Here is a 24032-nt window from a genome sequence, read left to right on the forward strand (position 1 = left end):
GTCGTCCCGATGGGGTTGGAAATGCATTTGGGCGTGGGTTCCGGGACTCTGGAGCCGGGCCATTTTCATGATGTCGCGCCGGGAGACTGGGAAATGTCGGATAGCGAGTTTCAAATTTCTAATGGAAAAACCGGGAGGCTACGCAGATGTAGAACTGCAAGTTTTGGGTATCGATTGAGCAGGATCGGGAGGCTAATGAGTGATGGAAAATCGGAAGGTATCGGAAGGTATCGGAAGGTATCGGAAGGCTTGGAAAATTTCGAATGGCGAATTTCAATTGTCGAACGGAGGGGGCGAAAGGTTGAAAGATGAGAGCTGGGAGAACAATAGAAGCCGGGATTGAGCTGAAATGGTGCATTTCGGTTGGTTGTGGTCGGTTAATGTTAATACATGAATGAGGGTTCGGTCGGCCATGGAAATTTCGAATGGCGAATTTCGAATGCCAAATGGGAGAATCAGACGGTGGATGACGGTAATAGACGCCAATGGTCGGTAACGGTCGGTTAAATTTTTTTGCGGGCTTCGAGAGGACAAAATATGCGCTGCTTTTTTGCTTTAATTGTATTGGGGGGAGTCGTAGCGTCGTTTGCCATGGGAACTAATTCAAGCTCGGCGATGTCGGCGGATTTGGTGATTGTCAATGCGAAGGTTCATACGATGGACGAGGCGCGTCCGAAGGCGGAGGCGGTGGCGGTTTATGGGAATCGGATTGCCGCGATTGGGACCACCGAGGAGATCAAGGAACTCGCCGGCAAAAATACCCGGGTGGTGGATGCGGGCGGGAAGCTGGTGTTGCCTGGGTTCAATGATTCGCATGTGCATTTTTTGATGGGCGGTTTTCAGTTGTCGCAGGTCGATTTGCGGGATGCGAAGTCGCCGGAGGAAGTGGCGGAGAGGTTGAGGAAGTTTGCTGAGAAATTGCCGAAGGGGCAATGGATTGTGGGCGGTGAGTGGGATCATGAGCGGTGGCCGGGAGCGCCTTTGCCGCACAAGGAGTGGATCGATGCAGCGACGCCGAATAATCCGGTGTTCGTGAGCCGGTTGGATGGACATATGGCGTTGGCGAACAGCCTGGCGTTGAAGTTGGCGGGGGTGACGAAGGAGAGCAAGGAGATTGATGGCGGTTTGATTGTTCGTGACCCTAATGGGGAGCCGACGGGGTTGCTGAAGGATGCGGCGATGTCGTATGTGGATAATGTGATTCCGGACAAGACTTTTGATGAGAAGTTGGCGGCGGCGAAGGCGGCGACGGATTATGCGGCGAGCTTGGGCGTGACGAGTGTTCAGGATATGTCGACCGGGCGGGATGTGGGAGTTTACCAGACGCTGCTGGCGGAAGGCGGGTTGAAGACGCGGATTTATGGGATGTCGCCGATTTCGTCTTGGGAACGGTTGGGGAATACGGGGATGAAGGCACCTTTCGGGAATGACATGTTGCGGATTGGGGGATTGAAGGGTTTTTCGGATGGGAGTCTGGGGTCGTCGACGGCGTTGTTCTTCGAGCCTTATTCGGATGATGCGCATAATCGGGGTTTGCCTGGGCCGGAGATGTTTCCTGAAGGGATCCTGTTGAAGCGGGTGCTGGAGGCGGATCGCGCAGGATTTCAAATCATCATCATGCGATTGGGATGAGGCGAACGCGCAGATTTTGGATATTTATAAAAGACGGTGGACAAGAACGGAGCCAGGGATCGGCGTCCGCGCATCGAGCATGCACAACATTTGCGGGCGCAGGAGATTCCGCGTTTCGGCGCGGAGCATGTGATTGCGTCGATGCAGCCGTATCATGCGGTTGATGACGGGCGCTGGTGCGAGGAGCGGATTGGGAAGGAGCGGACGAAGGGGACGTATGCGTTTCGGTCGCTGCTGGATTCGGGGGCGATGCTGGCGTTTGGGTCGGATTGGACGGTGGCACCGTTGAACCCAATGACTGGCATTTATGCAGCCGTAACGCGTCGAACGTGGGATGGAAAGCATCCGAATGGCTGGGTGCCGGAGCAGAAGATCACGTTGGAGGAGACGTTAAGGGGTTATACAGTTGGATCTGCTTATGCGGAGTTTACCGAGAAGGTTAAAGGGACAATTACGCCTGGCAAGCTGGCGGACGTTGTAATTTTGGATAAAGACTTGTTTGCCATTAATCCGGAGGAGATTTTGAACACGAAGGTGGTGTTAACGGTGATGGATGGACGGGTGGTTTATGAAAGGGAAGGCAAATAAGGCATTAGACATATGAAGTCTCTGAAAGTCATCGTTGCGGCCGCAGGAGTATTGGTGCTTGCGGTAGTGGTTTTGGTCATGCTGAAAATGGCGGACCATACGAAGGAATTTCGGAACGCGCTGTATTCTGGAAATGTGGCGTTGGTAGAAAAGCTGCTGAAAGAGCATCCCTCCCTGGCGAATGTGAAAAACGTGGACGGACAGGAGAAGGGTTGGACGCCGCTGCATGTGGCAGCTTATGTAGGGGACGCGGAGTTGGCCAAGGTTCTCCTGAATCATCACGCGAAGGTGGATGCGATGGACAATCGGGGTCTTACGCCGCTGCTCTGGACAGCATTTGGCGGGAAGGAAGAGATGGCGGCGGTATTGTTGTCCAACGGTGCGGATGTGAATGCGCGGGGAAAGGATGGGAGGACGACATTGGATCTGGCAAAAAACACGCTGAATGAAAAGTTGATTCAACTTCTGCGTGAACGCGGGGCAAAGGAGTAGATTTCAGAACGGTTGGGCGGTCACGGTGGACCAATGCGTCGGCGAATGGGGGAAAATAATCAAAAACCTTCAATTCAGGACTTTACAACTCCCGGCAGTTGTTGTTTATTAAATATATCACACCATCAGAAGCGTTCCTCAAGAACGATTCCCGTACTCTTTTCGAGTGCCGCCATCGCATGGAAGCCTGGAAGAGAGAGCAACGCAGGCAGCAGAAAAACTGGAAACTGAAATGAATCTCCTGAATGGAGATCAATCCGACCTAAACGACCAGCAACCAGGAGAGCGAACATGAATATCAGCGGAACAATCGACTCGATCCTCAACTATAAAGGCAAGCAAATCTGGTCCATCCAACCATTCGCCACCGTTTATGAAGCCGTTGAGAAAATGGCTGAAAAGAACGTGGGCGCGTTGCTGGTGATGGAAAATGACAGATTGGTTGGCATGTTTTCAGAACGCGATTACACGCGCAAAGTGGTGCTTCACGGAAAATCCTCCCGCCAGACACTGGTGAGAGAAATCATTTCGAGACCGGTTATTTCGGTTGACCCGGATTGTTCGGTGGAAGAAGCCATGCGGATAATGACCGAGAACCGCATCCGTCATTTGCCGGTGATTGAGAGCGACCAGGTTGTGGGGGTGGTTTCCATTGGTGACCTGGTTAATTGGATGATCTCCGCGCAACATCTGGCGTTGAACCAGATGGAAGATTACATCACTGGCAAGTACCCGGGTTGAGTGGCGATACCGAGGCCGGGCCAACTGCGCGAGAGGGATCAATTTGCCTGCGCGGTTTGTTTTGGAGCAGCTTCCAGTTCGTAAATTTTTCCGTCGAAGGCAAGAAGATAAACTTCGCCATCTCGATCTTCACCAAAGCTGGCGATTGAGCGTGCAAGATTTGGTTTCGTTAGCTGGCTGTCCGCGGTTATCTGACCGTGCTCGTATTTCAGTCCCCACACAGTTCCTTGAACGAAATCTGCATAAAGATAAACGCCCTGCAACCCGGGCAATTTCTTTCCATGATAAACATAACCTCCAGTGATGCTGAGGCCAATACTATGGTCGGGAAATTTGCACTCTTTCTGCAAGGCCGGGGTATGGGCGTATTCCATGATGGGGTCGATTAGCCTGGTGGACTGGTCCTTGAGCCGGTCGACGGGTTCTTTGAAAGGATGAAAGCCTTCGCGCACGCTCCAACCGTAGTTGCCGCCTTTGACGATAAGATCTATTTCTTCAAACTTGTCCTGGCCGACATCGCCGACCCAGAGTTCGCCGGTTTCGCGGTCGAAGCTCATGCGCCAGGGATTGCGCAAGCCGCAGGCATAAACCTCGCCACGCAGGCCTTTGTCACTTTTGCCAACGAAGGGATTGTCGTTAGGGATGCCATATTGCAATGACCCGGTGCGGGAGTTGACATCGATGCGAAGAATCTTGCCGTAGAGGAAGCGGGTGCTTTGGCCGAAGTTGTGCGGATCTCCGCCGAGACCGCCATCGCCGACGCTGATATAGAGATATCCATCACGGCCAAAGAGAATGGTGCCGCCGTTGTGGTTTCCATAAACCATGGGCGTCTGCATGATAATGCGCTCCGAGGCGAGGTCAGCCTTTTGGGGATCGGTTGCGGAGACTGTGAATTCACTGAGAACGCTTCGTTTCGGATTCTGCTGGGAGTAGTAAACGTAAAATTTGTGATTTTGTTTGAAATCAGGATGAAACGCAAAACCGAGGAGACCCTCCTCGTTGTTTTCATGCGGTTTGCGTTCGGTGATGTCCAGAAAGACGTTCGTATCCTTGCATTGCGTATCCTTGGAAAAGGACAGAATGCGGCCAAACTGTTCCACCACGAACATACGCTTGGAATCATCTGGAGCTTCCTCCAGCCAGAGGGGGCGATTGAAGGTCAGGTTGGGGAAGGCGACTTTCAATTGCATGGCGGCCAGTTCGTCAGCAGCAGGGCTTCGCAAGGCTGAAAATGTCAGGAGACAGAAGAGAGACAAAACGGGAAAGAAAGTGAACCGATTTAAAATGAGAGCCTTTCGCATGGAACAACTAAAGCCTGTTTCTAACGTCTTTGTCAAATCGGCAAGTTGATGACAAGGCGTGTCACCAACGGATTATTTGACCACCAACAAATTATCGACGTTGGTTTGGCCCACAACATTGGAAGCTATACTTCCAATCTTTTCTCTTTGTTTCTCACTTTTAACTTTGCCTGAGATGGTGACGTGGCCATTCACTGTAAGGATTTTAAAGCGCCTGGCCTGGACGGCGAGTTCGGTATCTTCACGAACGATCTGGGTGATGATTTCCTTGGAGGTAGCCCGGTCGTTAGAGGTTGCGAATTTTTTTTCTTCTGAGGAACTGGAATTGCTGGTTGTGTTCCTGGCAATTTGGGCCTGGCTTTTTGAGGTTTCCTGTTGATCTGGCGGAGAGGCGAAGCAAACAGAATTAACAGCTGCCACCATCGATGCGAGAACAACAATATGTACGATAGTTTTCATGAGGAGCTTTCAGTATTCAAACCTTCCAGCGCACACAGCTTGAGATCAGGCTGTCAGCCGATATGGCTGATGATCAGGCGTGGTTGTTCGCTGAATAGCGAACGCCTATTCCCCAGAAGTGGGGTTCAAACCCATGAACGCCGAAAGGTATCGATGTCTTGAAAAGCATCGCTCGTGCCAACGCAAAAATGAGAAAGCCAAGCCATCCAAGATACGTAGATTACCAAAGAAAAAGGGCTCCGACGCTGAGGCGCCGAAGCCCTATGAGGCTCGAACAGCGTTATTCGAGGTTTAAATTATTGTCGGTCACGGCGCCTAATGATGCGGAGGTGACGAGGTGGGCATATTTGGCGAGTACGCCACGGGTGTAACGGGCCTTGGGCTGCTTCCAAGTTTTGCGACGGGCAGCCATTTCCTTCGCGGAAATGTTTACGGAGAGTTCACGTTTTTCTGCATCGATGACGATGGTGTCGCCTTCCTTCACCAGTGCGAGAGGACCGCCAACGTGGGCTTCCGGGGTGATGTGGCCGACCACGAAACCATGGGTGCCGCCGGAGAAGCGACCGTCGGTGATAAGGGCGACTTCCTTGCCGAGGCCTTTGCCCATGATGGCGGAAGTGGGGCTGAGCATTTCACGCATGCCGGGGCCACCCTTGGGGCCTTCGTAGCGTATGACCACGACATCACCTTTCTTGATGCCGCCATCGAGAATCTTTTTGAGGGCGAGTTCTTCGGAGTTGAAGACGCGGGCGCGGCCTTCAAAGCGGAGACCTTCCTTGCCGGTAATCTTGGCAACGGAACCCTCGGGAGAAAGATTGCCATAGAGGACGACGAGATGGCTGTCCTTCTTGATGGGATCGTTGAGTGGACGGATAATTGTCTGACCAACGGGGTAGGGGCGCACGCCTTTGAGGTCTTCCGCGAGAGTCTGGGCGCTGACGGTGAGGCAATCGCCATGAAGCAAGCCGGCGTCGAGCAAGGTTTTCATCAAAGGACGTATGCCGCCGATGGCGACGAGTTCCGACATGAGATGTTTGCCGCTGGGTTTGAGATCGGCGAGGACAGGAACCTTTTTGCCGATGCGGGTGAAATCATCGAGCGAGAGTTTTACCTTGGCGGCATTGGCCATGGCGAGCAGGTGGAGAACGGCATTGGTCGAGCCACCGAGAGCGATGACGACCGTGATGGCATTTTCGAACGCCTTTTTGGTCATGATGTCGAGCGGCCTGATGCCTTTCTTGATCAGGTTAACCACGGCGGCACCGGCGCGCTGGCAATCATCCTTCTTGGCCGGAGAGATCGCGGCTTGAGCTGAGCTGTTCGGCAGGCTCATGCCGAGTGCTTCGATCGCGCTGGCCATGGTGTTGGCAGTATACATGCCGCCGCATGAGCCGGGGCCAGGGATGGCGCAGGACTCGATGGCTTGCAGTTCGCCGTCGCTGATTTTCTTGTTGGCATGAGCACCGACGGCTTCGAAGACGGAGACGACGTCGAGCTTGCGCGTGTCGCCAGTGATGCAGCCGGGGAGGATTGTTCCGCCATAAGCGAAGACGGCGGGACGGTTCATGCGGGCGATGGCCATCAGGGCGCCGGGCATATTTTTATCGCAACCACCAATGGCGACATAGCCGTCCATGCCTTCGCAACCAACGACGGTTTCGATGGAGTCGGCGATGACTTCGCGGGAGACGAGGGAATATTTCATACCTTCGGAACCCATGGAGATGCCGTCGGAGATGGTGATGGTATTGAAAATAATGGCCTTGCCGCCGGCGGCGTTGGCGCCTTTCTCGGCTTCGAGCGCGAGTTTATCGATGTGCATGTTACACGGGGTAACCATGCTCCACGTGGAGGCGATGCCGATGAGGGGCTTCTTGAAATCTTCGGGTTTGAAACCGACGGGATAAAGCATGGCGCGGCTGGGTGCGCGTTCAGGGCCGTCGAGGACGAGGCTGGAATAGGGGCGCAAATTGTCGGCTTTAGGCGACTTGCTGGCTTTCGAATTGTTTTTCATCGTTCATACTAATTTCAGCATGAATAGGGCAGATTGACAAGGCTTGGGAATGGATGACTTGGCGATTTGCGATTCACGCATAAAATGCTGTTGGAAACCGTGGTCAGTTTTATAATGGCGAACGGAGGAAGCATGGGACAAGCTGGACTCAAAACAAAAGGCCGCCAACCCAATGCTAAAATGAAACCTGAGAAGAATTACGTTTCCGGGGAGCATCACTACAAAACTCGTTTTTGGTGTGGAATGGTGGCGGGTGGCGGTTTAGGGGCTTGGATCGGGGGCGGTTTATTTCAGTCAGGATGGTTGGTGCTGGCATTCAGTGTTGGTGCGTCTGTTGTGTGTGGGCTGATGGCAGATCACTGGAGAGACGGATTTTGGGATTTTGTGCTGGAATTGCTGACAAGCTTTTGGTGGTGGTGGTGAGAGGAAAAGAGAATGGTTGCAAACAAATGATTTGAGATGTCATCAAATGCTTAATGGTTAAATTCAGGTGATATGATAAAAGTTTTATCTGAAGTGCACTGGTTGGTCATCGGCCTGTTATGTTCCAGGTTCGGTGACTCGCTGCGTTTCCGCATGTAACCTGCTTAGAATCTTCGACATGATAAGGAGGACTGCGATGAAGATGAGAATCCACGCCGTCGCCGTCACAATTCATCTCCACCGACTGTAAGTCTGGACCCGCTCCGGGCAATTCAGGTAACTGCGTGGAATCTCTCTCAACATGGCAAGCTCTTGCTTTTGGGGCATGGCGTGATGATGTTTAAAGTACAAATCTGAGCCAACGCCGATGGCCGATGTGCCGCAGCGTCTCTCTACTTCAAATACTTAGGGAAAGACGGCAGCATATCAAAATTGCTTTTTTCATGTTGGATAAAGAGCTTCGCATTGAGATTTTTCGCAATCCGGTTGACCCGGTCGATGGAGGCAAGCGTGTCAGCGCGACTAATGTTGAAGGCGGGAACCAATCTCTTATCACGGCTTAAAGATTGGTGATATAGATCCCCGGCGAAAATCAAGTTTTTGCCGCTGTCGAGCTTGATTAGTAAAACTTCGTGGCCCGGAGTATGGCCTGGGGCGGAAAGAATCTTCACCTTGCCGTCACCGAAGACATCATGATCACCATCAATCATCTGTTTTTTCACTTTTTCAGATTGGGAAAATGTCGACGGATCGACGCCAAATGGAGTGGGTTGTGAATTCGCCCATTGCAATTCCTTGTTCTGCAGAATCCACGTAGAACTGAGAAACTCATTGGCATTACCTGTATGGTCGAAATGAAAATGGGAGAATGCCAGATAAGTAATGTCTTCGGGTTTCAACCCAATATCGGCCAGTTGAGATGAAAGAGTTCGTTTGCGTGTGAATTCAAAGCCGTCATATTTTTTCGGCTGAACCCCTGTGTCCCAAAGCAGCCAGCCCTTTGGGTGGGCTACCAGGATGCACATGTCACTCAAATGGCCGACCTTTCCGTCAAATTCACCCGTGTCTGAAAACGGCGCCATATCGTTAAACGTAATCTGGCCGCCATCCAAAATATAAACTCGTACTTCTGTGACTACCGGTTTTTCAGTGGAATGCGCATATGGAGCGAGAAGAGTTGAAAGAAAAAGTATCGCTATCAGAGTTTTATACTTCGTAATGATTTTAAGCATGAGCGGAAAGTAGCCGTGCTGGATCGTACGGTCAAGTTGACCGGGCCCAATGACTGGACACTTAACGGGGTGGTAGTGTGGAGAACCGTCCGTGGGCTGTTCAAGGTTGAATAAAGGTGTAACTTTGCAGTTCCATTTTTAACTTCACGTCCCTGTAATTCTGCTTCCATTGTCTCTGTGCGCTATTGGACTGAAAGAAACAAGAAGTGTAAAAAATTTGGTCTGATCTCCATTGTTGACCCTTTTGTGTAAAGAACTATGACCAACTCCTTAAAGGTGGAACTGTCGATGGTGCAATCAGGCTCGAGATTCTTATGATACCAAGATGCTGGCTGACCCGGGCGGTTTGTCAGGCCTACTTGTGCGCTGCTGCATTATTCGTTTCAGCATGTCGCGTGGGAGCATAGGCTATTTCATTAGTTCCGAATTTATACAGAAGCAGACGTTTGTCGTGGTCAAACTCGAAAGTTCCGAGGTCCGGATAGGTGAGTAATCGCTCTTCTGTCTTTTGGATCGGGTTGAAATATACAAGACGGTAAAGGTACTTATGTTGTTCCACCTGGCGGGATGAGCCGTCATACTTTACTGCGATCCATAAATTTGTGCTCGACAACGGTGCAACCAAATCCCAAGGCATGGCAAAGCCCGCCTTTGCTTGTAAAAAACGTAAAACTTTCCGTTCGCCATCTTCACCTTGCAGGTAGAATCTCCATGTCTCGCTCGCCACATAGTTTAACTGCATGCCTTCCGGCGAGAAAGGCATGAAGACGTGGTTTTCAGTTGGCACTGCGAAAATCTGCTCTGAAATTTGTCCTTCAGAGTTTGTCCTAACGCCAACCACGCTTTCCCTGCCGACTTTGCTGCCTATGGGAATCTGGATACAGCCTGTCTGAAACATTAAACAAAGTAAAAGAATGATGGTCGCAGATGTGCGGTGTAGTTGCATGGTGTGATTGGTCAACGTTATTTGCTTTTAGCTTCAGAAAACCGGAGCTCCAAAAGAATATTGAGGTCCCAAAAGACAACGAAATATGGCGACGATTGGCCGGCATGCTCGATATGCAAGCCGACCGAAAAGATGCCTCTGTACCAGCTCAAACTCCGAATTCTGCTTTTGGGAAAGATTGTAGCGCCGTCCAAAACCCGAAAGCTGTAACACCTGACGATCGCCTGAAAGTGTCGTAAATGGGTAACTTGCGTTGAGGGAATCCAACCTCGCTGCTCCTGTCTGTGTAAATGCAACATTCATGTCAGCACGCGAATCCGCATACGATGCAAAACTGAGCCACGTCGGGCCAATAATGTCAACCGCGAAAGCGGAACGGAAACGGCCAGGATGTTGTCGACTCCAGCATCTCGTCAGAAAGCGTGGTCAGGTTGTCTAAGATTATCTCGCAGGATGAAAAACAAAAGCCACTATGCAATCAAAGTGGGGGGGGCACACAAATGAATGCATGCTCTCCAATCGCCAACGTTACAAATCGAATAATCTCTTCGATCTGGGTTATCGTTTTCCAAGCCATAGTGCTCGGAAGTGTAACCCATCACTCCGGTTCATACCGACTGATGTGAAATCGGCTTCGCCGGGCCGGTGGGGTTGATGATGCACTCATTTATTTGTACCCGAACTTACGCGCCGGCTCCGACTGCATGTTTTTCGGCCGTGAGTACTTCTAGAAGTGCACGGGCCGCAGCGGTGGACGAGGCCGGGTTCTGCCCGGTAATGAGGCGTCCATCCACGATTGCAAAACTCTGCCAGTCGGGAGCTTTCTCATAAAGGCCACCCACTCGCTTCAACTCATCCTCGACGAGGAAGGGCACAACATGGGTGAGGTGCACTGCCTCCTCTTCTCCGTTGGTGAAGCCAGTGACACGCTTGCCCTTTACGAGCGAAGCTCCCTCGTACATGGCCCGATGGAACACGGCCGGCGAATGGCAGACCGCAGCGACGGGCTTGCCGGAATTGTAGAAAGACTCGATCAGGGCGATGGAATCGGGGTTATCGACAAGATCCCACATCGGACCGTGGCCGCCCACGTAGAATATCGTGTCGAAGTCCTCCGCATTCATTTCGGATAGTTTGAGTGTTCGGGACAGCGTCTCTTGCGTCTTCGCGTCCTGCTTAAAGCGTGTCATCGCGGGAGTCTGATTTTCCGGCAAATCGCTCTTCGGATCGATCGGTGGTTGCCCGCCTTTCGGCGAGGCCAGTGTCAAATCGACACCCGCATCCCGAAATACATAGTAAGGTGCCGCGAATTCCTCCAGCCAGAAGCCGGTCTTGCGACCGGTGTTGCCCAGTTGATCATGTGATGTCAGTACCATTAGTATTTTCATAGCTCGTTCTCCTTTGTTTTCTTATTTGATTGTCGGCTTACCTGGTGGTCAGGCTTTCTGAAGTAAGCCACCACTTAACCGTATATCCTCAGCACAAGCTTCGCAAAGCTGCTCGATTGGGGTTCCAAGTAAGGCCTTGGTGACTAGTCCCCTTGCGCGTTGGCGTAATCCGGAGTCATGCCGAAATCCGGTTAAGGGCGAAAGTCGGTTGTGATCGGTCACCTCATGACAAAACGAGCAGAAATCATTTCAATAAACAATTGGCAATCGTTTTATCGGATTCGGTGCTGAGCCTGATGGAGGCCAATTCACACTGAGCTATAAATGGGCCGGTCAAATTATTGACGCTCATTTGAGATGGGGGTGTAAATAAGTTGGTCTGACCCCGTTTATGACCCGTTTATAAGGCATGGGCAGGAGAGGAAAGTCTTGTCGGAAATTGCCGGGTTGAAAAGGAAATGCGGGGAAGCGGGCGAGATGCTGGCACGGGAGCAAAACCATTTTGCCAATCATGCATCCCCAATGAACTACCAGACCATTGCGCGGCGAGGCTGGCCAATCGGCTCGGAGGCAGTGGAATCGGCCTGTAAACAGAAGCAATGCCGCTTCAAAAGACCCGGACAGTTTTGGACTCCAAAAGGACTCCGACACCTCCTGGCCATTGATGAAGCCCGCCGCAACCACCACTGGGACCAACTTTGGACTTCAAACTAAGAACAGTGTCAGGATGCGCACTCACATGAACATGTGGTTGGGTGTTGGATTGACAGGAGTTTTGGATTGCTTTAATCTCGCGGGTGAATTTCCAGTTCGCGTTGCATGCCCAGATGCTCTCTATTCGCAAGTCAAGAATTCTAGTTCAATAAAGACCCTACTCGCAAGAGCATAGCCAGGTTTAAAAGAGACAAATAAACAAGCCAGAAGCGCAGTCGTTTTTAATTTTCAATCATCGGCACACACGCGGGCGAAAGCCCACTTCTTAAAAAGCAGAAATTTTTTAACTGGCCCTTGTGTTGTAGAAGCTTGGGCCGCTGTCCCACCGGCAATTTGCGGTGTGCCGGACATAAAAGTTCAGAGCTTGTACATCTTACAAATAGGGCAGTAACAGTCTCTGCTGGATGAGGAGTCTGTCGCTGCTTGAGCCGCCCTGCCTTGCACATCATGAATCTGAAACCAACCAGTTCAGAATCTGCAATCCTCCATCACTGCGGGAGCATTGGGAGATTACAGATCCACAAATTAATGCTCCTGCAAAAGACTAACAGAAAGAAACAAACCATGAAAACCTTATTACAACGTATCGGGATGAAAACATCCCTCGGACTGGCTGCCGCGCTGGCGCTGGTTGTTGGTGCGCAAAGTGCGCAAGCGAACAACCTGTTTGGCATCGATGTATCAAGCTACCAGGGGTCGATCAACTGGTCGAGCGCGCATTCCTGCGGAGCGCAGTACGGCTTTGCCAAGGCGACCGAAGGGACCTACTTCCAGGATGCTTACTTCAATGGCAACATGAACAACGGCAAGGCTGCCGGCGTGCAAATGGGCGCGTATGATTTCTGCCGCCCTGACCTCTACAGCCCGGCCACGGAGGCCAATTACTTCTGGGGCTTTGCGGGAGGCAAGATCGCTCCCGACGGCAAGTCCCTCTATCCGATGGCGGATTTTGAGGTGTTTAATGGCCATGTTGGCGCCGCCAACTACACGGCCTGGTTCAATGCCTGGTCTTCGACCGTTAAGGGCAAGACCTCGCACTTCCTGCATCCGGTGATCTATTGCAGCGCCGGCAACGGTGCCTGCGACCTGATCGAATATGACCAGCCAGGCGGCATCTATCTCTCTGCCTGGATTGCAAACTACAACGGTCAGAACCTGTACACGGGCAATCCCTGGACCTGCTGCACTTGCTGCAACGCCTGGCAGCAGGGCTGTGGTGGTTCCAATTGGACCTACTGGCAGGTAAGCTCGACCGGCAGTTTGTGCGGCATTTCGGGCAACACCGACTTCGATGCCTATCCGCTGTCTCTGTCGGAGCTGATCGCCTATCAGGGCGTGAAATAGCAGGAAAGAGCATTCCGGTGGCGAGAGAGAGTATCTCCACTGTGTATGAATTCAAAACCTGCGCAAATCCACGAGACTTTGCGCAGGTTCCCTGCAGAAAATAGGTTTTAGTAACGGAAGCAGAAATGCAGAAGAATCAGAGTGAACCACTTTTTTTTTAGGTACACAGATATAACCAGTAAACAACAGGACTATTATGAATTTAAAATTAGAGAAAACATTAATCTTGATCACGGCGTTCACAGCGTTTTCCATCATTGCCCAGGAATTCGCACCAATCATTCCACCAGACAAAGAGAAGGTAAGTTATGCTTTGGGAATGCAGATGGCTTTGGAATTCAAGCCTACTGGTGTGCATCTTGATCCCGATGTGGTTGCCCAGAGCGTCAAGGATGTGTTGGAAGGAAAACCGACAGTCATGAAGGAATCCGACATTGCGGAAATTCTTAATAAGGCACGGCAGGATGGGCTTTCGACCTATACGATGACAGTAAAGGGCAGGGACAAATTCAGCTATGCGGCCGGAATGAGAAGGGGACTGCAACTTCAACTCGCAGGTGCGGAAATAGATTCCAGTGCTCTTGGCTTGGGGTTGAAGGAGATGTTGGAAGGGAAGCCAACTAAAGTTAAGGAATCAGAAATCGAGCCGCTTTTCAAGCAGGCACAAGCATATGCATTGGGTCAACAATCCAAAAAGAATAAAGCTGCCAGCGAAGATTTTCTGGCTAAAAACGCCAAAGAAAAGGGAGTCAAGGTTATGCCTGACGGTTTGCAATACAAGGTTCTGGAAGCAGGCAATGGCGAAAAGCCCACCACCAACGATCTCATCATAGTAAAGTACCGGGGTACGTATGTTAATGGAACGGTATTTGACTACAAAGAGCATTTTTTGACCAGAAGCGACGCAGGAACCATGGGAATGCAGGAAGCTTTGCAACAAATGAGAGTTGGATCTAAATGGCAGATTTTTGTGCCCTCGGATCTTGCCTTTGGTCATAAAGGGGAACAGGCGCTGAAGATTGGTCCTGATTCAACTCTGATTTATGATCTGGAACTGGTTTCCATGCCCAAGCCTGGTGATCCATTAATTGGCACCGGCACGGTGGGCCATGGACTGGATGGGGAATATACAGCCTCCAATCCGGCCAAATGATACGCGTTGAGAATCTCACCAAGGCGTTTGGCCCAAGTGTTAAGTGCCGCACTGCGGTCGTAAAAAGTGCCGTCTTCTGGCCGAACTGGTGTCACAAACACGGCGAGTTTTATGATGCCAATGCGGCCAAAATCCCGGAAAAAGTTGAAGTCCACCGTCCACACGTGGTTGGGGTGCGTGGGCACGGTCAGCCCTTCGTTGAGCGCAACGTACAGCCCCGCCTTGCGCCGCCGCTTTACGCTCAGGCCGTGGCGCCGGAGAATCTCGCCGATGGTGCTCGGCGCGGGCGGCGACTCAATCCCATGGTTGAGCTCCAAAACCTTGTGCAGCTTCTTGGGCTCCCAGGTCTGGTGCAGCCGGCGCTCGGCCAGGACTAGGGCTTCCACCGCCAGGTCGGTTCGTTGCGGAAACTGGAGCGGACGATGGCTGCGCTGGGCCAAGCCCTGCAAGCCATCCGCGGCGTAGCGAGCCAAATGTTTGTAGCCAGTTTTGCGGCTGATGCCGAACTGCTCGCACAGTTCCGTCACCGTAAAGCGCGCGCTCCGCGCCAACATCACAAATCGAATCATCTCTTCCATCGGGGTCACAGTTTTCCAAGCCATAGTGCTTGGAAGTGTAACCCATCACTCCGGATAGACTGTAACCCATCACTCCGGTTCATACCTGGACAAATGGTGAAAATCTAACTCGATGATTTGAACTACACCGTCCGATAAACTCATCAATTGAAATACTCCGATCGTAAATGGCTTCCGCATCACCGCATAATTATACCGAATGCCAAAATTAATTTCCGGAATGGGGAAAGAACTGGAATAAATGGGGGGCAATAACTTCCCTTGCTTCACTTAGCACGACGCGCCGTTCTACTTGCAAAATGCGCCAAATGAAAGATGGATTTGGGTCAGATGATGGTGGTTATCGGTCTATGCTTATAGGGATGACCTTCGACCAGCTTGAGCCATCGGCGAAGGCGCCGTGAACGAGTACGATGTCTTTAACAATTGAAGCGGATTGGATGATTTACAGAGACATCGGGTTCTCCTCGAATAATTGGGCGACCATCGCTGAGTCCAAGTAGGCCCGAACTCTTGTGATGACATTGTTTTCGAAGGTGCAAACCCAGCAGTAACGATTGTCAAAACGCATGCCATTTTTTGCCGTCGCTAACGAATGTAGTTCAACCACGGCTTCGTCATCCTTCACGAGAAGGTGCTCGACCTGCAACTGCGTACCTTTCGGAAGCACTTTTCCGAGCTTGGCGAACGTGCCGGCGACGAAGTCCGCCTTCGAGTGATAATGACCGGCCAAGGGATGGGTGCCCTCCACGATCCAATCGACGTCATTGGCAACGTGCGCAAAAAATTCAGCGCCGTCACCACTCTCGAGGCCTTTGAAAACCTGACGAACATAGTCTGCGGTGATAGCCATAGTATTCTCTCTTTCTTTATTTGTTGGATTCAAACTATCTTCGTTAGCTACTTTGCACAAATCGGATCAACGTTGGCCTGTCTTGACGGAGCCGAGCAGTTTCATCAGGTCCCTGACCTGGATGTTTTCCACCGAACGCGCGGCGTCCTTGATCTCGCCGGATAGCCCCTCGTCGACGCGACCGGCCACGAGCCTGTCGAACTTCTCAACCTCGTCTTCCCATGTGAACGGATCGGAAGCGAGGCCTGGGTAGTCCTGGACCTCGTGCTCGATCACTTTGCCATCCTGTAGCCGGACTGTGATCTTGGCAGGCATTTTCCCGGGATACTCGTCCGTGTATTCATGATTCGGCCGGACCGAAACCTTCTTTAACAAGCCCTGCACGTCGGGCTTGATGATACGGTCTGGTGTGAATTGCGCCGGCATCACGTCGCCATCAAGCAGGGCCACGGTGAGCAGGTACGGCAGGCTGTGATCCGCCTGCTCCTTGGTGCGGATGAATTTGTCCACGCCGTAGAGGCCACCGCCGGCAAAATCGTAGGCGAGTTGGAAGACCTCTGCTTCAATCGAGACCACCTTTCCGGCGGCGAGTTTGTTCTGCCTGGCGAGTTCGACCATGCAATGGACTGCGGACTGCGTGTGGATCATAGAGTTGTACTTTTTGATGGTGCTCTCCAGAACGCCCTCGTACCCCTGTTTTTCCCAATTGATATTGATATTCATCCTCAGGAGGTGATCAATGCCCAGTGGGCCCTCGATCACTCGCAGCGGACCCTCCACCCCGCGGCGCGCGAGGAACAGTGTGTTCATGGCACCGAGCGCGGACTGCGCCGAGGCGAGGCCCTTCCATTGCGACAGTGGCTTCGCCCGAACAACAGCGAAAGACGCGTCGCTGACTGCGGCCATCGCGATGGCGTTCGCGATCTGCTGCTCGCTCAGACCGAGCAGCCGGCCGGCGGCGGCGTTGTGCGAGAAGGCCAGTTGTGCGGTGTGGTCGAAGCCGCTACTCATGAAGTTGGCATGATCAACGAACCGTGACTGAACCGTGTAGCCCAGTGCCACTCCCAGCATGAGATCGCGGCCGCTGCCGTCCATGTAATCAGCGATGGTCAGCGCCACGCCGAAATTGTCCGCCGTGTGACACGTTTCGGTTTGGGCCAAAAAGTTGTCCATGAAATCGACGTACCGAACCAGTGCTGTGTGCCAGAACGCCGCGTAGATCGGGTTTGCTTTTCCGCCGCCGATCAGCGCGCATGGACCCGTGCCGCCGAACTCCGCGACCTGCTCGCGACAGGCCTGAACAGGGCCGGCCCCCAGAGCCGCAATACAGCAGCCCAGAGAGTCCAGGATGTGGATTGGCAACTCCCTACGAGAGTCGGCCGAGAGGTCGTCGAAGGAAGCACGAGCGGCATACTTGGCGAGTGCTTCAACCTGGGTCATGATCGGGTTCCTCCGTTTTTGGTGTGTGAGTTCATTTCTGTTACTCAGCGCGTAGTTCAGCTTCGCAAAGGCAACGTTTAAATCTCTCCAAAGCAATCCCCGAACATCGGAAGACCACTCTTCGATGAAGCTCGATTCGCCTCCTCCTGAATCACGTCCCAATGCTCAGCCAGGACACCGTTTTCAACCCGCACGATGTCCACCACGATCCAGTTTGGCATGCCAGGACCACGCCCCGAGAATCGACCGTGCAGCATCAAGAAATCTCCATTTGCCAGGATCAACTGATTTTCGTATTTCAGCGTCGCCGGTGCATTCTTAACCAGGTCGAACAGTCCGTCTCGTCCAGGCGGAATATGGGCGCTATGCTGGATATATTTGGGAGACCAATAGCGTTCTGCCAGTGGGTAATCGCGTTTGTTAAACAGCGTTGCAAACGCATCAAGCACCAAGATCTTATTTTTCTCTTCGATAGATTGATTCATTCTATTTCCCCTCCAGGGCGTGCGATGCAGCGTCTTCGATCAGAGCCGCAACTTCCTTCGGTCTGGAAACGTAGACCGAGTGGCTGGCGCCCGGTACTTCGACCTTGTGGCTGTTGGCTCGTGTGGCATACCACCGTTCGAGGTCCGGGTTGATCATTCTGTCTTTTCCCGCGACCGCCACCCAGGTTGGTTTGCTTCTCCACGCAGGCGTGGTGATAACCGCATTGAAATTGTCAGCCAAGTTAAGCACTTGCGACCGCGCCATGAAAGCGGCCTGCTCCGCAGACAGGTCGGCTGCGAAGTACTCATGAAACTGCGAGGGGTCAATGTAAGTGAATCCGTCCGCCGTCTTCTTTATCGCGGCAGACTTGCTGACGTCACTTGGGAAGCGTTTTCCATCGTCCGCTTCATTCTCCCCAGCATCCGGCATATGTGCCGCGATGAACACCAACCCGGCAACCGATGGATCCATCCCGGCTTCCGTAATTACGGATCCCCCATAGCTATGAGCGACCAGAATGCATTGTCCAGCTTGTTGAGCCAGGACGCGCTTCGTGGCAGCCACATCTTCCTTAAAGGAGGTCTCCGGCTCCTGGACGATGCTGACGTTGTAGCCATCCTTGACCAGAATGTCGTAAACACCTTTCCAGCCAGAACCATCTGCCCACGCGCCGTGGACCAGAACAATATTCCGAAGGCGATGCTGTCCGTTCTGCGCTGAGACCGCGCAGGGGGCCGACAGTAACAACGCGAGGTAGAGAGACTGAAATATTTTTCGTCTTAATCGCGTAGACATTATTGAATTACTCATTTTGTTGTTCCTTTCTTTTTTTGCGTTAGTCCTTGCAGGACTGTCTCGAAGGAGACGTCCCCATTTGAGTGATACGGCCTTGCCCCCTTCGAACTCGATCCAACCCTCATTGAAACCGTCGAGCATTTGGATCCGTGGCAGCGGGTTTTTCATACCCTGCGACTTGAATAGGGCTTCCCAAGTTTCGCGAGGAACGACCTCCGCGCGGACCGGACGGCTAAGAATCTTTGAGAACTCAGCGGCAATGTCGTTTGGGGTTACGCGACGCGGCCCTTCCAACTCGACGATGCGCCGGCCGCTCCACGTTTCTTGAAGCAACGCCGCCGCGACGCGTATCACATCTGCCGTGGCAACCATCGGGACCGGCTTGTCGAGTGGTTGGAGAAAACTTGGAATCACGCCGTTGTCGCGGGCCGCCGCCACGTCCCAAGCGTAGTTCTCCACGAACCAACCCGGTCGCAAAAAGGTAATGGGCATGCGCAGCCCGTCGAGTGCCTCTTCCATGATCGCGAGCTGAGTGAGCAGATTCGACCGAGTTGCCTGTGCGCCAATCGTGGACAGGAACAGAACTTTCGCGGGACGCGCTGCTTCAAGAGCCGATCGCACAGCAGTCGCCATCATCCGAGCCTCGGGAAAACCAGGTGTCGGGTCGAAGTTCGGAGGAAGCAGGACGAAGACAGCTTCCACTCCCTCGAATGCGGCCGTGAGCGTTGCCGCATCATTTATATCCGCAACCGACAGCTCGCAGCCACGCTCTGCCCATGTCGTACCCTTGCCGACGTCGCGTACTACAGCGCGAAGAGATTGCCTGGCCGCCAGAAGTGCGCGCCCGACGCCGCCCCCGATACGACCCGTGATTCCAGTGATAGCGTACATATTCAGTTTCCTATTACTGTCGCCGTCTCGCATTGGCTTGCAACGGATCTTGTTGGTCTGTGCCCCGGTGCCGAACCCTTCGTGCTACCGGCCTTCGGATATCCATTTCAGTGTCGGGAGAAGCCAGAAGGCCGGGATTTTCGCGCTCCAATGGGACGTTGCGAGGTCCTATGATGGGCGCGCCACGGTCGCCCCGGCTCGGTTGCAGCCCGTTGCTAATGTCGCGCGTTCTTTGAATCATAATCGTTAATCCTTTCTTCGCGGAGCAAAACGAACCCTCGTTCACGATACCTCGCAACTTTCTTCCAGAGAAAACCACCAAGAGGTGCCCTGAGCATAGTATCGCGTGGCTCCAGCCGCAAAAATCAGCATATGGGGATTTACCCTTCCGCTACTGGCTGAATTGGACCCCATCAACCGACTTGGAAGGTTTCCCGTCGCGTTCGGAGTATCGATCATCTCGCATGCTGTTTTTCTCGCTGTCTGGTTGGCGAATAGCGGCCAACCTTCGACTAGTTGAGGTTGGACGTGAGTGAGCCAGTCTTCACAGAAGTAGCTGCCGTTGCTCGGGGTTTACACGCCCAGCAATGCCAGCGGGGCGTCCTTGGCAACGATGGACTGGAAGAGGGCGGCCCACGGTTCGAAGGGTACAGTTGAGGAGGGGATTTATTTCAAAGGTTGTTAAATGCAGAAAAAGTAAAAAAGTGGTTGACATAGTATTTAAGTAAGTTAGTTTTGTAAACGTTAAAAGTTATGTTCAGGCAGCTATATAAAGGAATGCCTCAGCGTATGAGAGCAAAGAATGAGCCTGTTTCGGCCATGGCAACAACGAGTGAGGCTGGGCAATTGGGTTTGCTTGGACTCGTCGGTCCTCTCGGGTGGGTGCCAAGGTTTAATCGTGTTTCAGTCAGATACATCCATTCATGCAGTTGGTTATCATGCCGGGTCGGCTCGTTGAAATTTCGAATGCCGATCGTTGAATTTCGAATTGGAAGAATCGGAAGGTGGATGAAGGTAGTAGAAGGTGGATGTAGCTGGATGAAGGCTAAATTTTTTTTAAGGGTGATATCGAATGACGGGTTTCGATTTTCGAGTGGAGAGGTCTAACGCCTGATAACGGTAAATAACGCTATATAACGCCAAATAACGGTTAAATTTTTTTTGGGAAGGAGTCAGGAGTCAGAATCCAGAACACAGGATGAAAGGGTTCGGTGCGTGGAGTGAATGGTTGGATGAGTGGCTGGTTATGAGCAATGCCGATTGCAAATCGGCGATACGGCAGATTAAAAATCTGCGCTATCTGGCAGGCAGTTCGGTCGGTATCGGACGGTAATAGACGCCAATGGACGGTAATGGTCGGTTAAAATTTTTTTATGAGGAGAGAAAACCGTATTAAGATGATGCAGGGAGTTGGAGGCTGGAGATTAAGCTTGAGTTAACATGAACTAAACTGAGTTAAACCGTGTTAACGGCAGTTAAAAAATTTATGAGAGCGGGAGCGTATAACAAGGTTCTGAGCAGGAGCAGAGTTTTGGCTGCAATGCCTTGCTTGACAGTGATTCGCGCAAACCGCATTTTTCTCGTCTGGCTGTTCGCCAAGATTTGGCAGGGCCAACTAATTTATGAACAAAGCGCATAACCTGTTTAACACATTTCAAAAGTTTGATTTGGGCAACGGCCAACAAGGGTCGTTCTACTCTCTTCCCGCCCTGGAAAAGGCCGGAATCGGTCCCATCTCCCGTCTGCCGGTTTCCATCCGTATCGTGCTGGAGTCGGTGTTGCGCAATTACGACGAGAAGAAGGTTTCCGAGACGAATGTTCGCACGCTGGCGAATTGGAAGGCGACGGCGGAGCGGTCGGAGGAGATTCCGTTTATCGTGGCGCGTATCGTTTTGCAGGATTTTACGGGGGTGCCGTTGCTGGTGGATTTGGCAGCGATGCGGTCGGCTGCGGCGCGGTTGGGGAAGAATCCAAAAATTATCGAACCATTGGTGCCGGTGGATTTGGTGGTGGACCACTCGGTGCAGGTGGATTTCGCCGGTAGCGCTGATGCGCTTCGCAAGAACATCGAGATGGAGTTTCAGCGCAATCGTGAGCGTTATCAGTTCCTGAAGTGGGGCATGCAGGCGTTTGATACTTTCAAGGTGGTTCCGCCGGGCATCGGCATTGTACACCAGGTGAATTTGGAATATCTCGCGAAGGGTGTGCTGTCGGACAAGAGCGGCGTGTATTATCCGGACAGTCTGGTGGGCACGGATTCGCACACGACCATGATTAATGGCCTCGGCATTGTTGGTTGGGGCGTGGGTGGCATTGAAGCCGAAGCGGGGATGTTGGGCCAACCGGTTTATTTCCTCACGCCTGATGTGGTGGGCGTGCATGTGACGGGAACTTTGCAGGAAGGGGTTACGGCGACGGACCTGGCGTTGACGGTGACGCAAATGTTGCGCAAGGCGAAGGTGGTTGGAAAGTTTGTGGAATTTTTTGGTGAAGGTGCGGCGGCATTGCCGGTGGTGGATCGTGCGACCATTGCGAACATGGCTCCGGAATATGGGGCTACGATGGGCTTTTTCCCGATTGATGAAGAGTCGTGCCAATATCTGACTTCGACTGGTCGCACGAAGGAGCAGGTGGATGCGTTCAGGAATTATTTCAAAGCGCAGGGGATGTTTGGCATTCCGAAAAAAGGTCAGTGCGAGTACAGCACGGTGGTGGAATTGAATTTGAGCGAAGTGAAGCCGAGCGTTGCGGGGCCGAAGCGTCCGCAAGACCGCATTAATCTGCCAGAGTTGAAGGACAAGTTCGTTGATTTGTTCCAGAAGCCGGTGGCCGACAATGGTTACAACAAAGCAGTGGCTGACTTGGGCAAGCGGTTTGCCACGCGGTTTGGAGGCCGAACAACCGCTGCTGAAATGATCAGTGGCGGTGGTGACCAGGTTCCTGCCGCCAAGAAGTCTCAGAATACAAGCGCATTGACGGAGTTGGAAATGATGAATAATCGTCCAACGCCGGATGTGATGCCGGCCAATGCCATGGGCAAGGAAGCCGGGTTTGCTGATCTCGGTCATGGAGATGTGCTGATCGCTTCGATCACTTCCTGCACCAACACTTCGAATCCGAGTGTGATGCTGGCGGCCGGCATTCTCGCAAAGAAGGCGGTGGAAAAAGGTTTGCAGGTGAATCCAACGGTGAAGACTTCGCTTGCGCCCGGGTCGCGGGTGGTCAGCGAATATTTGAAGAACAGCGGATTGCAACCTTACCTGGATCGGCTTGGATTCCAGATCGTGGGTTATGGCTGCACGACATGTATCGGTAACTCGGGTCCTCTCGATCCGCATTTGGAAGACACGATTGTGAGCAACGACATTGTCGCGGCTTCGGTGCTTTCGGGTAACCGCAACTTTGAAGCGCGCGTGCATCAGAGCATCAAGGCGAACTTCCTGATGAGCCCGCCGTTGGTGGTGGCGTTTGCGCTGGCTGGTCGCGTGAACATCGACATGTCGAAGGAGCCGATTGGCAAGGGCAAAGGTGGAGAGGATGTTTATTTGCGCGATATTTGGCCTACTCTGGGAGAGATTCGCGACTTGATGAAATCGTCCTTCAGTGCGGAGACGTTTCATGCGATGTATAAAGACTTTTCGTCGCAGAATCCGCTTTGGGACAAGATTCCATCTTCGGCTGGCAATCTGTATCAATGGGATGACAAGTCGACTTACATCCAGGAGCCCCCGTTCTTCACTGAGTTTTCGCTGCAGACGCATCCCATCACGGAAGTGTTGCAAGCTCGGCCGCTCGCGATATTTGGTGATTCAGTGACCACGGATCATATCAGCCCTGCCGGGGCCATTAAGGCGAGTTCACCAGCCGGAGTTTATCTGCAGGGGAACGGTGTTCCGGTGGTTGATTTCAACAGTTACGGATCGCGTCGTGGAAATGATCGCGTGATGGTGCGCGGTACTTTCGCGAATGTTCGCATCAAGAACTTGATGGTTCCGGGAGTCGAAGGTGGCGTTACAATGCTTCAACCTGAGGCGGAGAAGTTGAGCATCTATGATGCGGCCATCAAGTATGCGCAGCGGAAAACTCCATTGATCATCTTCGCGGGTCAGGAATATGGCACGGGCAGTTCGCGTGATTGGGCGGCGAAAGGCACGAACCTGCTGGGTGTCAAAGTGGTGGTTGCTCAAAGCTTTGAACGCATTCACCGATCCAATCTCGTCGGCATGGGTGTGTTGCCGTTGCAGTTCAAGGAAGGAACGAGCGCGCAGACGTTGAAGCTCGACGGCACTGAAACGTTCGATGTGCTTGGTCTCGATAAAAACTTGAAACCGCAACAGGATGTGACGTTGCGTATTACGCGGGCCAATGGCCAGGTGGAGAATGTAGCGGTGCGCTGCCGCATTGATACGCCGATTGAAATCGATTATTACCAACATGGTGGCATCCTGCCGTTTGTATTGCGTCAGTTGATTGCGGCGGCCTGATAGTTAAGAAAAGCTTAGAGCCCGCAAAACAGCAGGAACAAAAGATTTGGAGACCACTGTTTTGCGGGCATATTT

The 24032-nt window shown here is 52.4% G+C and carries 19 protein-coding genes and 2 pseudogenes; 8 read left to right on the top strand and 13 right to left on the bottom strand.

The window, feature by feature from the left end; translation table 11 throughout:
- The first annotated feature begins 657 nt into the window (after positions 1-657).
- The 3 genes and pseudogenes from CFLAV_RS36600 (at position 658) to CFLAV_RS22215 (ending at position 3453) form a co-directional block, all read left to right on the top strand.
- A pseudogene (locus tag CFLAV_RS36600) lies at positions 658-2220 on the top strand (amidohydrolase).
- Positions 2221-2232: 12 nt separating this feature from the next.
- The gene (locus CFLAV_RS32860) at positions 2233-2712 is read left to right on the top strand and encodes an ankyrin repeat domain-containing protein (RefSeq protein ID WP_007417089.1); all 480 of its coding nucleotides are present in this window, start codon (positions 2233-2235) and stop codon (positions 2710-2712) included.
- Positions 2713-3003: 291 nt separating this feature from the next.
- The gene (locus tag CFLAV_RS22215) at positions 3004-3453 is read left to right on the top strand and encodes a CBS domain-containing protein (protein WP_007417090.1); all 450 of its coding nucleotides are present in this window, start codon (positions 3004-3006) and stop codon (positions 3451-3453) included.
- A 38-nt stretch (positions 3454-3491) separates the two neighbouring features.
- On the opposite strand, the gene CFLAV_RS22220 is transcribed toward CFLAV_RS22215, so the two are convergent.
- The 3 genes from CFLAV_RS22220 to ilvD form a co-directional block, all read right to left on the bottom strand.
- Positions 3492-4757, bottom strand: a complete 1266-nt coding sequence (locus CFLAV_RS22220; protein WP_007417091.1) for a PQQ-dependent sugar dehydrogenase — start codon at positions 4755-4757, stop codon at positions 3492-3494.
- Positions 4758-4829: 72 nt separating this feature from the next.
- Positions 4830-5216, bottom strand: coding sequence for a BON domain-containing protein (locus CFLAV_RS22225; RefSeq protein ID WP_007417092.1), 387 nt, complete (start codon positions 5214-5216; stop codon positions 4830-4832).
- A gap of 280 nt (positions 5217-5496) precedes the next feature.
- Complete coding sequence (ilvD, locus tag CFLAV_RS22230; RefSeq protein WP_007417093.1) at positions 5497-7230, bottom strand: dihydroxy-acid dehydratase; 1734 nt, start codon at positions 7228-7230, stop codon at positions 5497-5499.
- A gap of 180 nt (positions 7231-7410) precedes the next feature.
- Here ilvD and CFLAV_RS22235 point away from each other — a divergent pair, with 180 nt between their 5' ends.
- Positions 7411-7653 carry a hypothetical protein gene (locus tag CFLAV_RS22235; protein WP_160164635.1) on the top strand — a complete coding sequence of 81 codons (243 nt, stop codon included), beginning with the start codon at positions 7411-7413 and terminating at the stop codon, positions 7651-7653.
- A 392-nt stretch (positions 7654-8045) separates the two neighbouring features.
- On the opposite strand, the gene CFLAV_RS22240 is transcribed toward CFLAV_RS22235, so the two are convergent.
- The 3 genes from CFLAV_RS22240 to CFLAV_RS22255 form a co-directional block, all read right to left on the bottom strand.
- Complete coding sequence (locus tag CFLAV_RS22240) at positions 8046-8765, bottom strand: N-acyl homoserine lactonase family protein (RefSeq protein ID WP_160164636.1); 720 nt, start codon at positions 8763-8765, stop codon at positions 8046-8048.
- Between the two features lie 475 nt (positions 8766-9240).
- Positions 9241-9846, bottom strand: a complete 606-nt coding sequence (locus CFLAV_RS22245; protein WP_150107541.1) for a hypothetical protein — start codon at positions 9844-9846, stop codon at positions 9241-9243.
- Positions 9847-10514: 668 nt separating this feature from the next.
- Entirely contained in the window at positions 10515-11219 is a 705-nt protein-coding gene (locus tag CFLAV_RS22255; RefSeq protein WP_007417097.1) for a type 1 glutamine amidotransferase domain-containing protein, read from the bottom strand.
- Between the two features lie 1278 nt (positions 11220-12497).
- On the opposite strand from CFLAV_RS22255, the gene CFLAV_RS22265 reads away from it, so the two are divergent.
- Entirely contained in the window at positions 12498-13277 is a 780-nt protein-coding gene (locus CFLAV_RS22265) for a glycoside hydrolase family 25 protein (protein ID WP_150107542.1), read from the top strand.
- Between the two features lie 196 nt (positions 13278-13473).
- Positions 13474-14430 carry an FKBP-type peptidyl-prolyl cis-trans isomerase N-terminal domain-containing protein gene (locus CFLAV_RS32865; RefSeq protein WP_007417100.1) on the top strand — a complete coding sequence of 319 codons (957 nt, stop codon included), beginning with the start codon at positions 13474-13476 and terminating at the stop codon, positions 14428-14430.
- Here CFLAV_RS32865 and CFLAV_RS34320 read toward each other — a convergent pair.
- From CFLAV_RS34320 to CFLAV_RS36205, 7 genes and pseudogenes are all read right to left on the bottom strand, one after another.
- Positions 14319-15032 carry a helix-turn-helix domain-containing protein gene (locus tag CFLAV_RS34320; protein ID WP_007417101.1) on the bottom strand — a complete coding sequence of 238 codons (714 nt, stop codon included), beginning with the start codon at positions 15030-15032 and terminating at the stop codon, positions 14319-14321. The genes CFLAV_RS32865 and CFLAV_RS34320 overlap by 112 nt on opposite strands.
- 421 nt (positions 15033-15453) lie before the next feature.
- On the bottom strand, positions 15454-15861 hold the full coding sequence (locus CFLAV_RS22285) for a nuclear transport factor 2 family protein (protein WP_007417102.1): 408 nt from the start codon (positions 15859-15861) through the stop codon (positions 15454-15456).
- A gap of 66 nt (positions 15862-15927) precedes the next feature.
- Positions 15928-17301: an MmgE/PrpD family protein gene (locus tag CFLAV_RS22290; RefSeq protein ID WP_007417103.1), complete on the bottom strand. Its 1374-nt coding sequence runs from the start codon at positions 17299-17301 to the stop codon at positions 15928-15930.
- A gap of 77 nt (positions 17302-17378) precedes the next feature.
- Complete coding sequence (locus CFLAV_RS22295; protein WP_007417104.1) at positions 17379-17786, bottom strand: nuclear transport factor 2 family protein; 408 nt, start codon at positions 17784-17786, stop codon at positions 17379-17381.
- A 1-nt stretch (position 17787) separates the two neighbouring features.
- Entirely contained in the window at positions 17788-18597 is an 810-nt protein-coding gene (locus tag CFLAV_RS37680; protein WP_085998887.1) for an alpha/beta fold hydrolase, read from the bottom strand.
- Positions 18594-19473: pseudogene (locus CFLAV_RS37685) on the bottom strand (NmrA family NAD(P)-binding protein). The gene CFLAV_RS37680 and the pseudogene CFLAV_RS37685 overlap by 4 nt, the downstream one beginning before the upstream one ends.
- A 13-nt stretch (positions 19474-19486) precedes the next feature.
- Positions 19487-19714 carry a hypothetical protein gene (locus tag CFLAV_RS36205; RefSeq protein ID WP_007417106.1) on the bottom strand — a complete coding sequence of 76 codons (228 nt, stop codon included), beginning with the start codon at positions 19712-19714 and terminating at the stop codon, positions 19487-19489.
- A 957-nt stretch (positions 19715-20671) separates the two neighbouring features.
- On the opposite strand from CFLAV_RS36205, the gene CFLAV_RS36995 reads away from it, so the two are divergent.
- Both CFLAV_RS36995 and CFLAV_RS22310 read left to right on the top strand, forming a co-directional pair.
- Positions 20672-20806 carry a hypothetical protein gene (locus tag CFLAV_RS36995; RefSeq protein ID WP_007417107.1) on the top strand — a complete coding sequence of 45 codons (135 nt, stop codon included), beginning with the start codon at positions 20672-20674 and terminating at the stop codon, positions 20804-20806.
- 289 nt (positions 20807-21095) lie between these two features.
- Positions 21096-23957, top strand: a complete 2862-nt coding sequence (locus CFLAV_RS22310) for an aconitate hydratase (RefSeq protein WP_007417109.1) — start codon at positions 21096-21098, stop codon at positions 23955-23957.
- Positions 23958-24032 lie beyond the last annotated feature (75 nt).

It is taken from the genome of Pedosphaera parvula Ellin514 (genome assembly GCF_000172555.1).
In the GTDB taxonomy this organism is placed as follows: Bacteria; Verrucomicrobiota; Verrucomicrobiia; order Limisphaerales; family Pedosphaeraceae; genus Pedosphaera.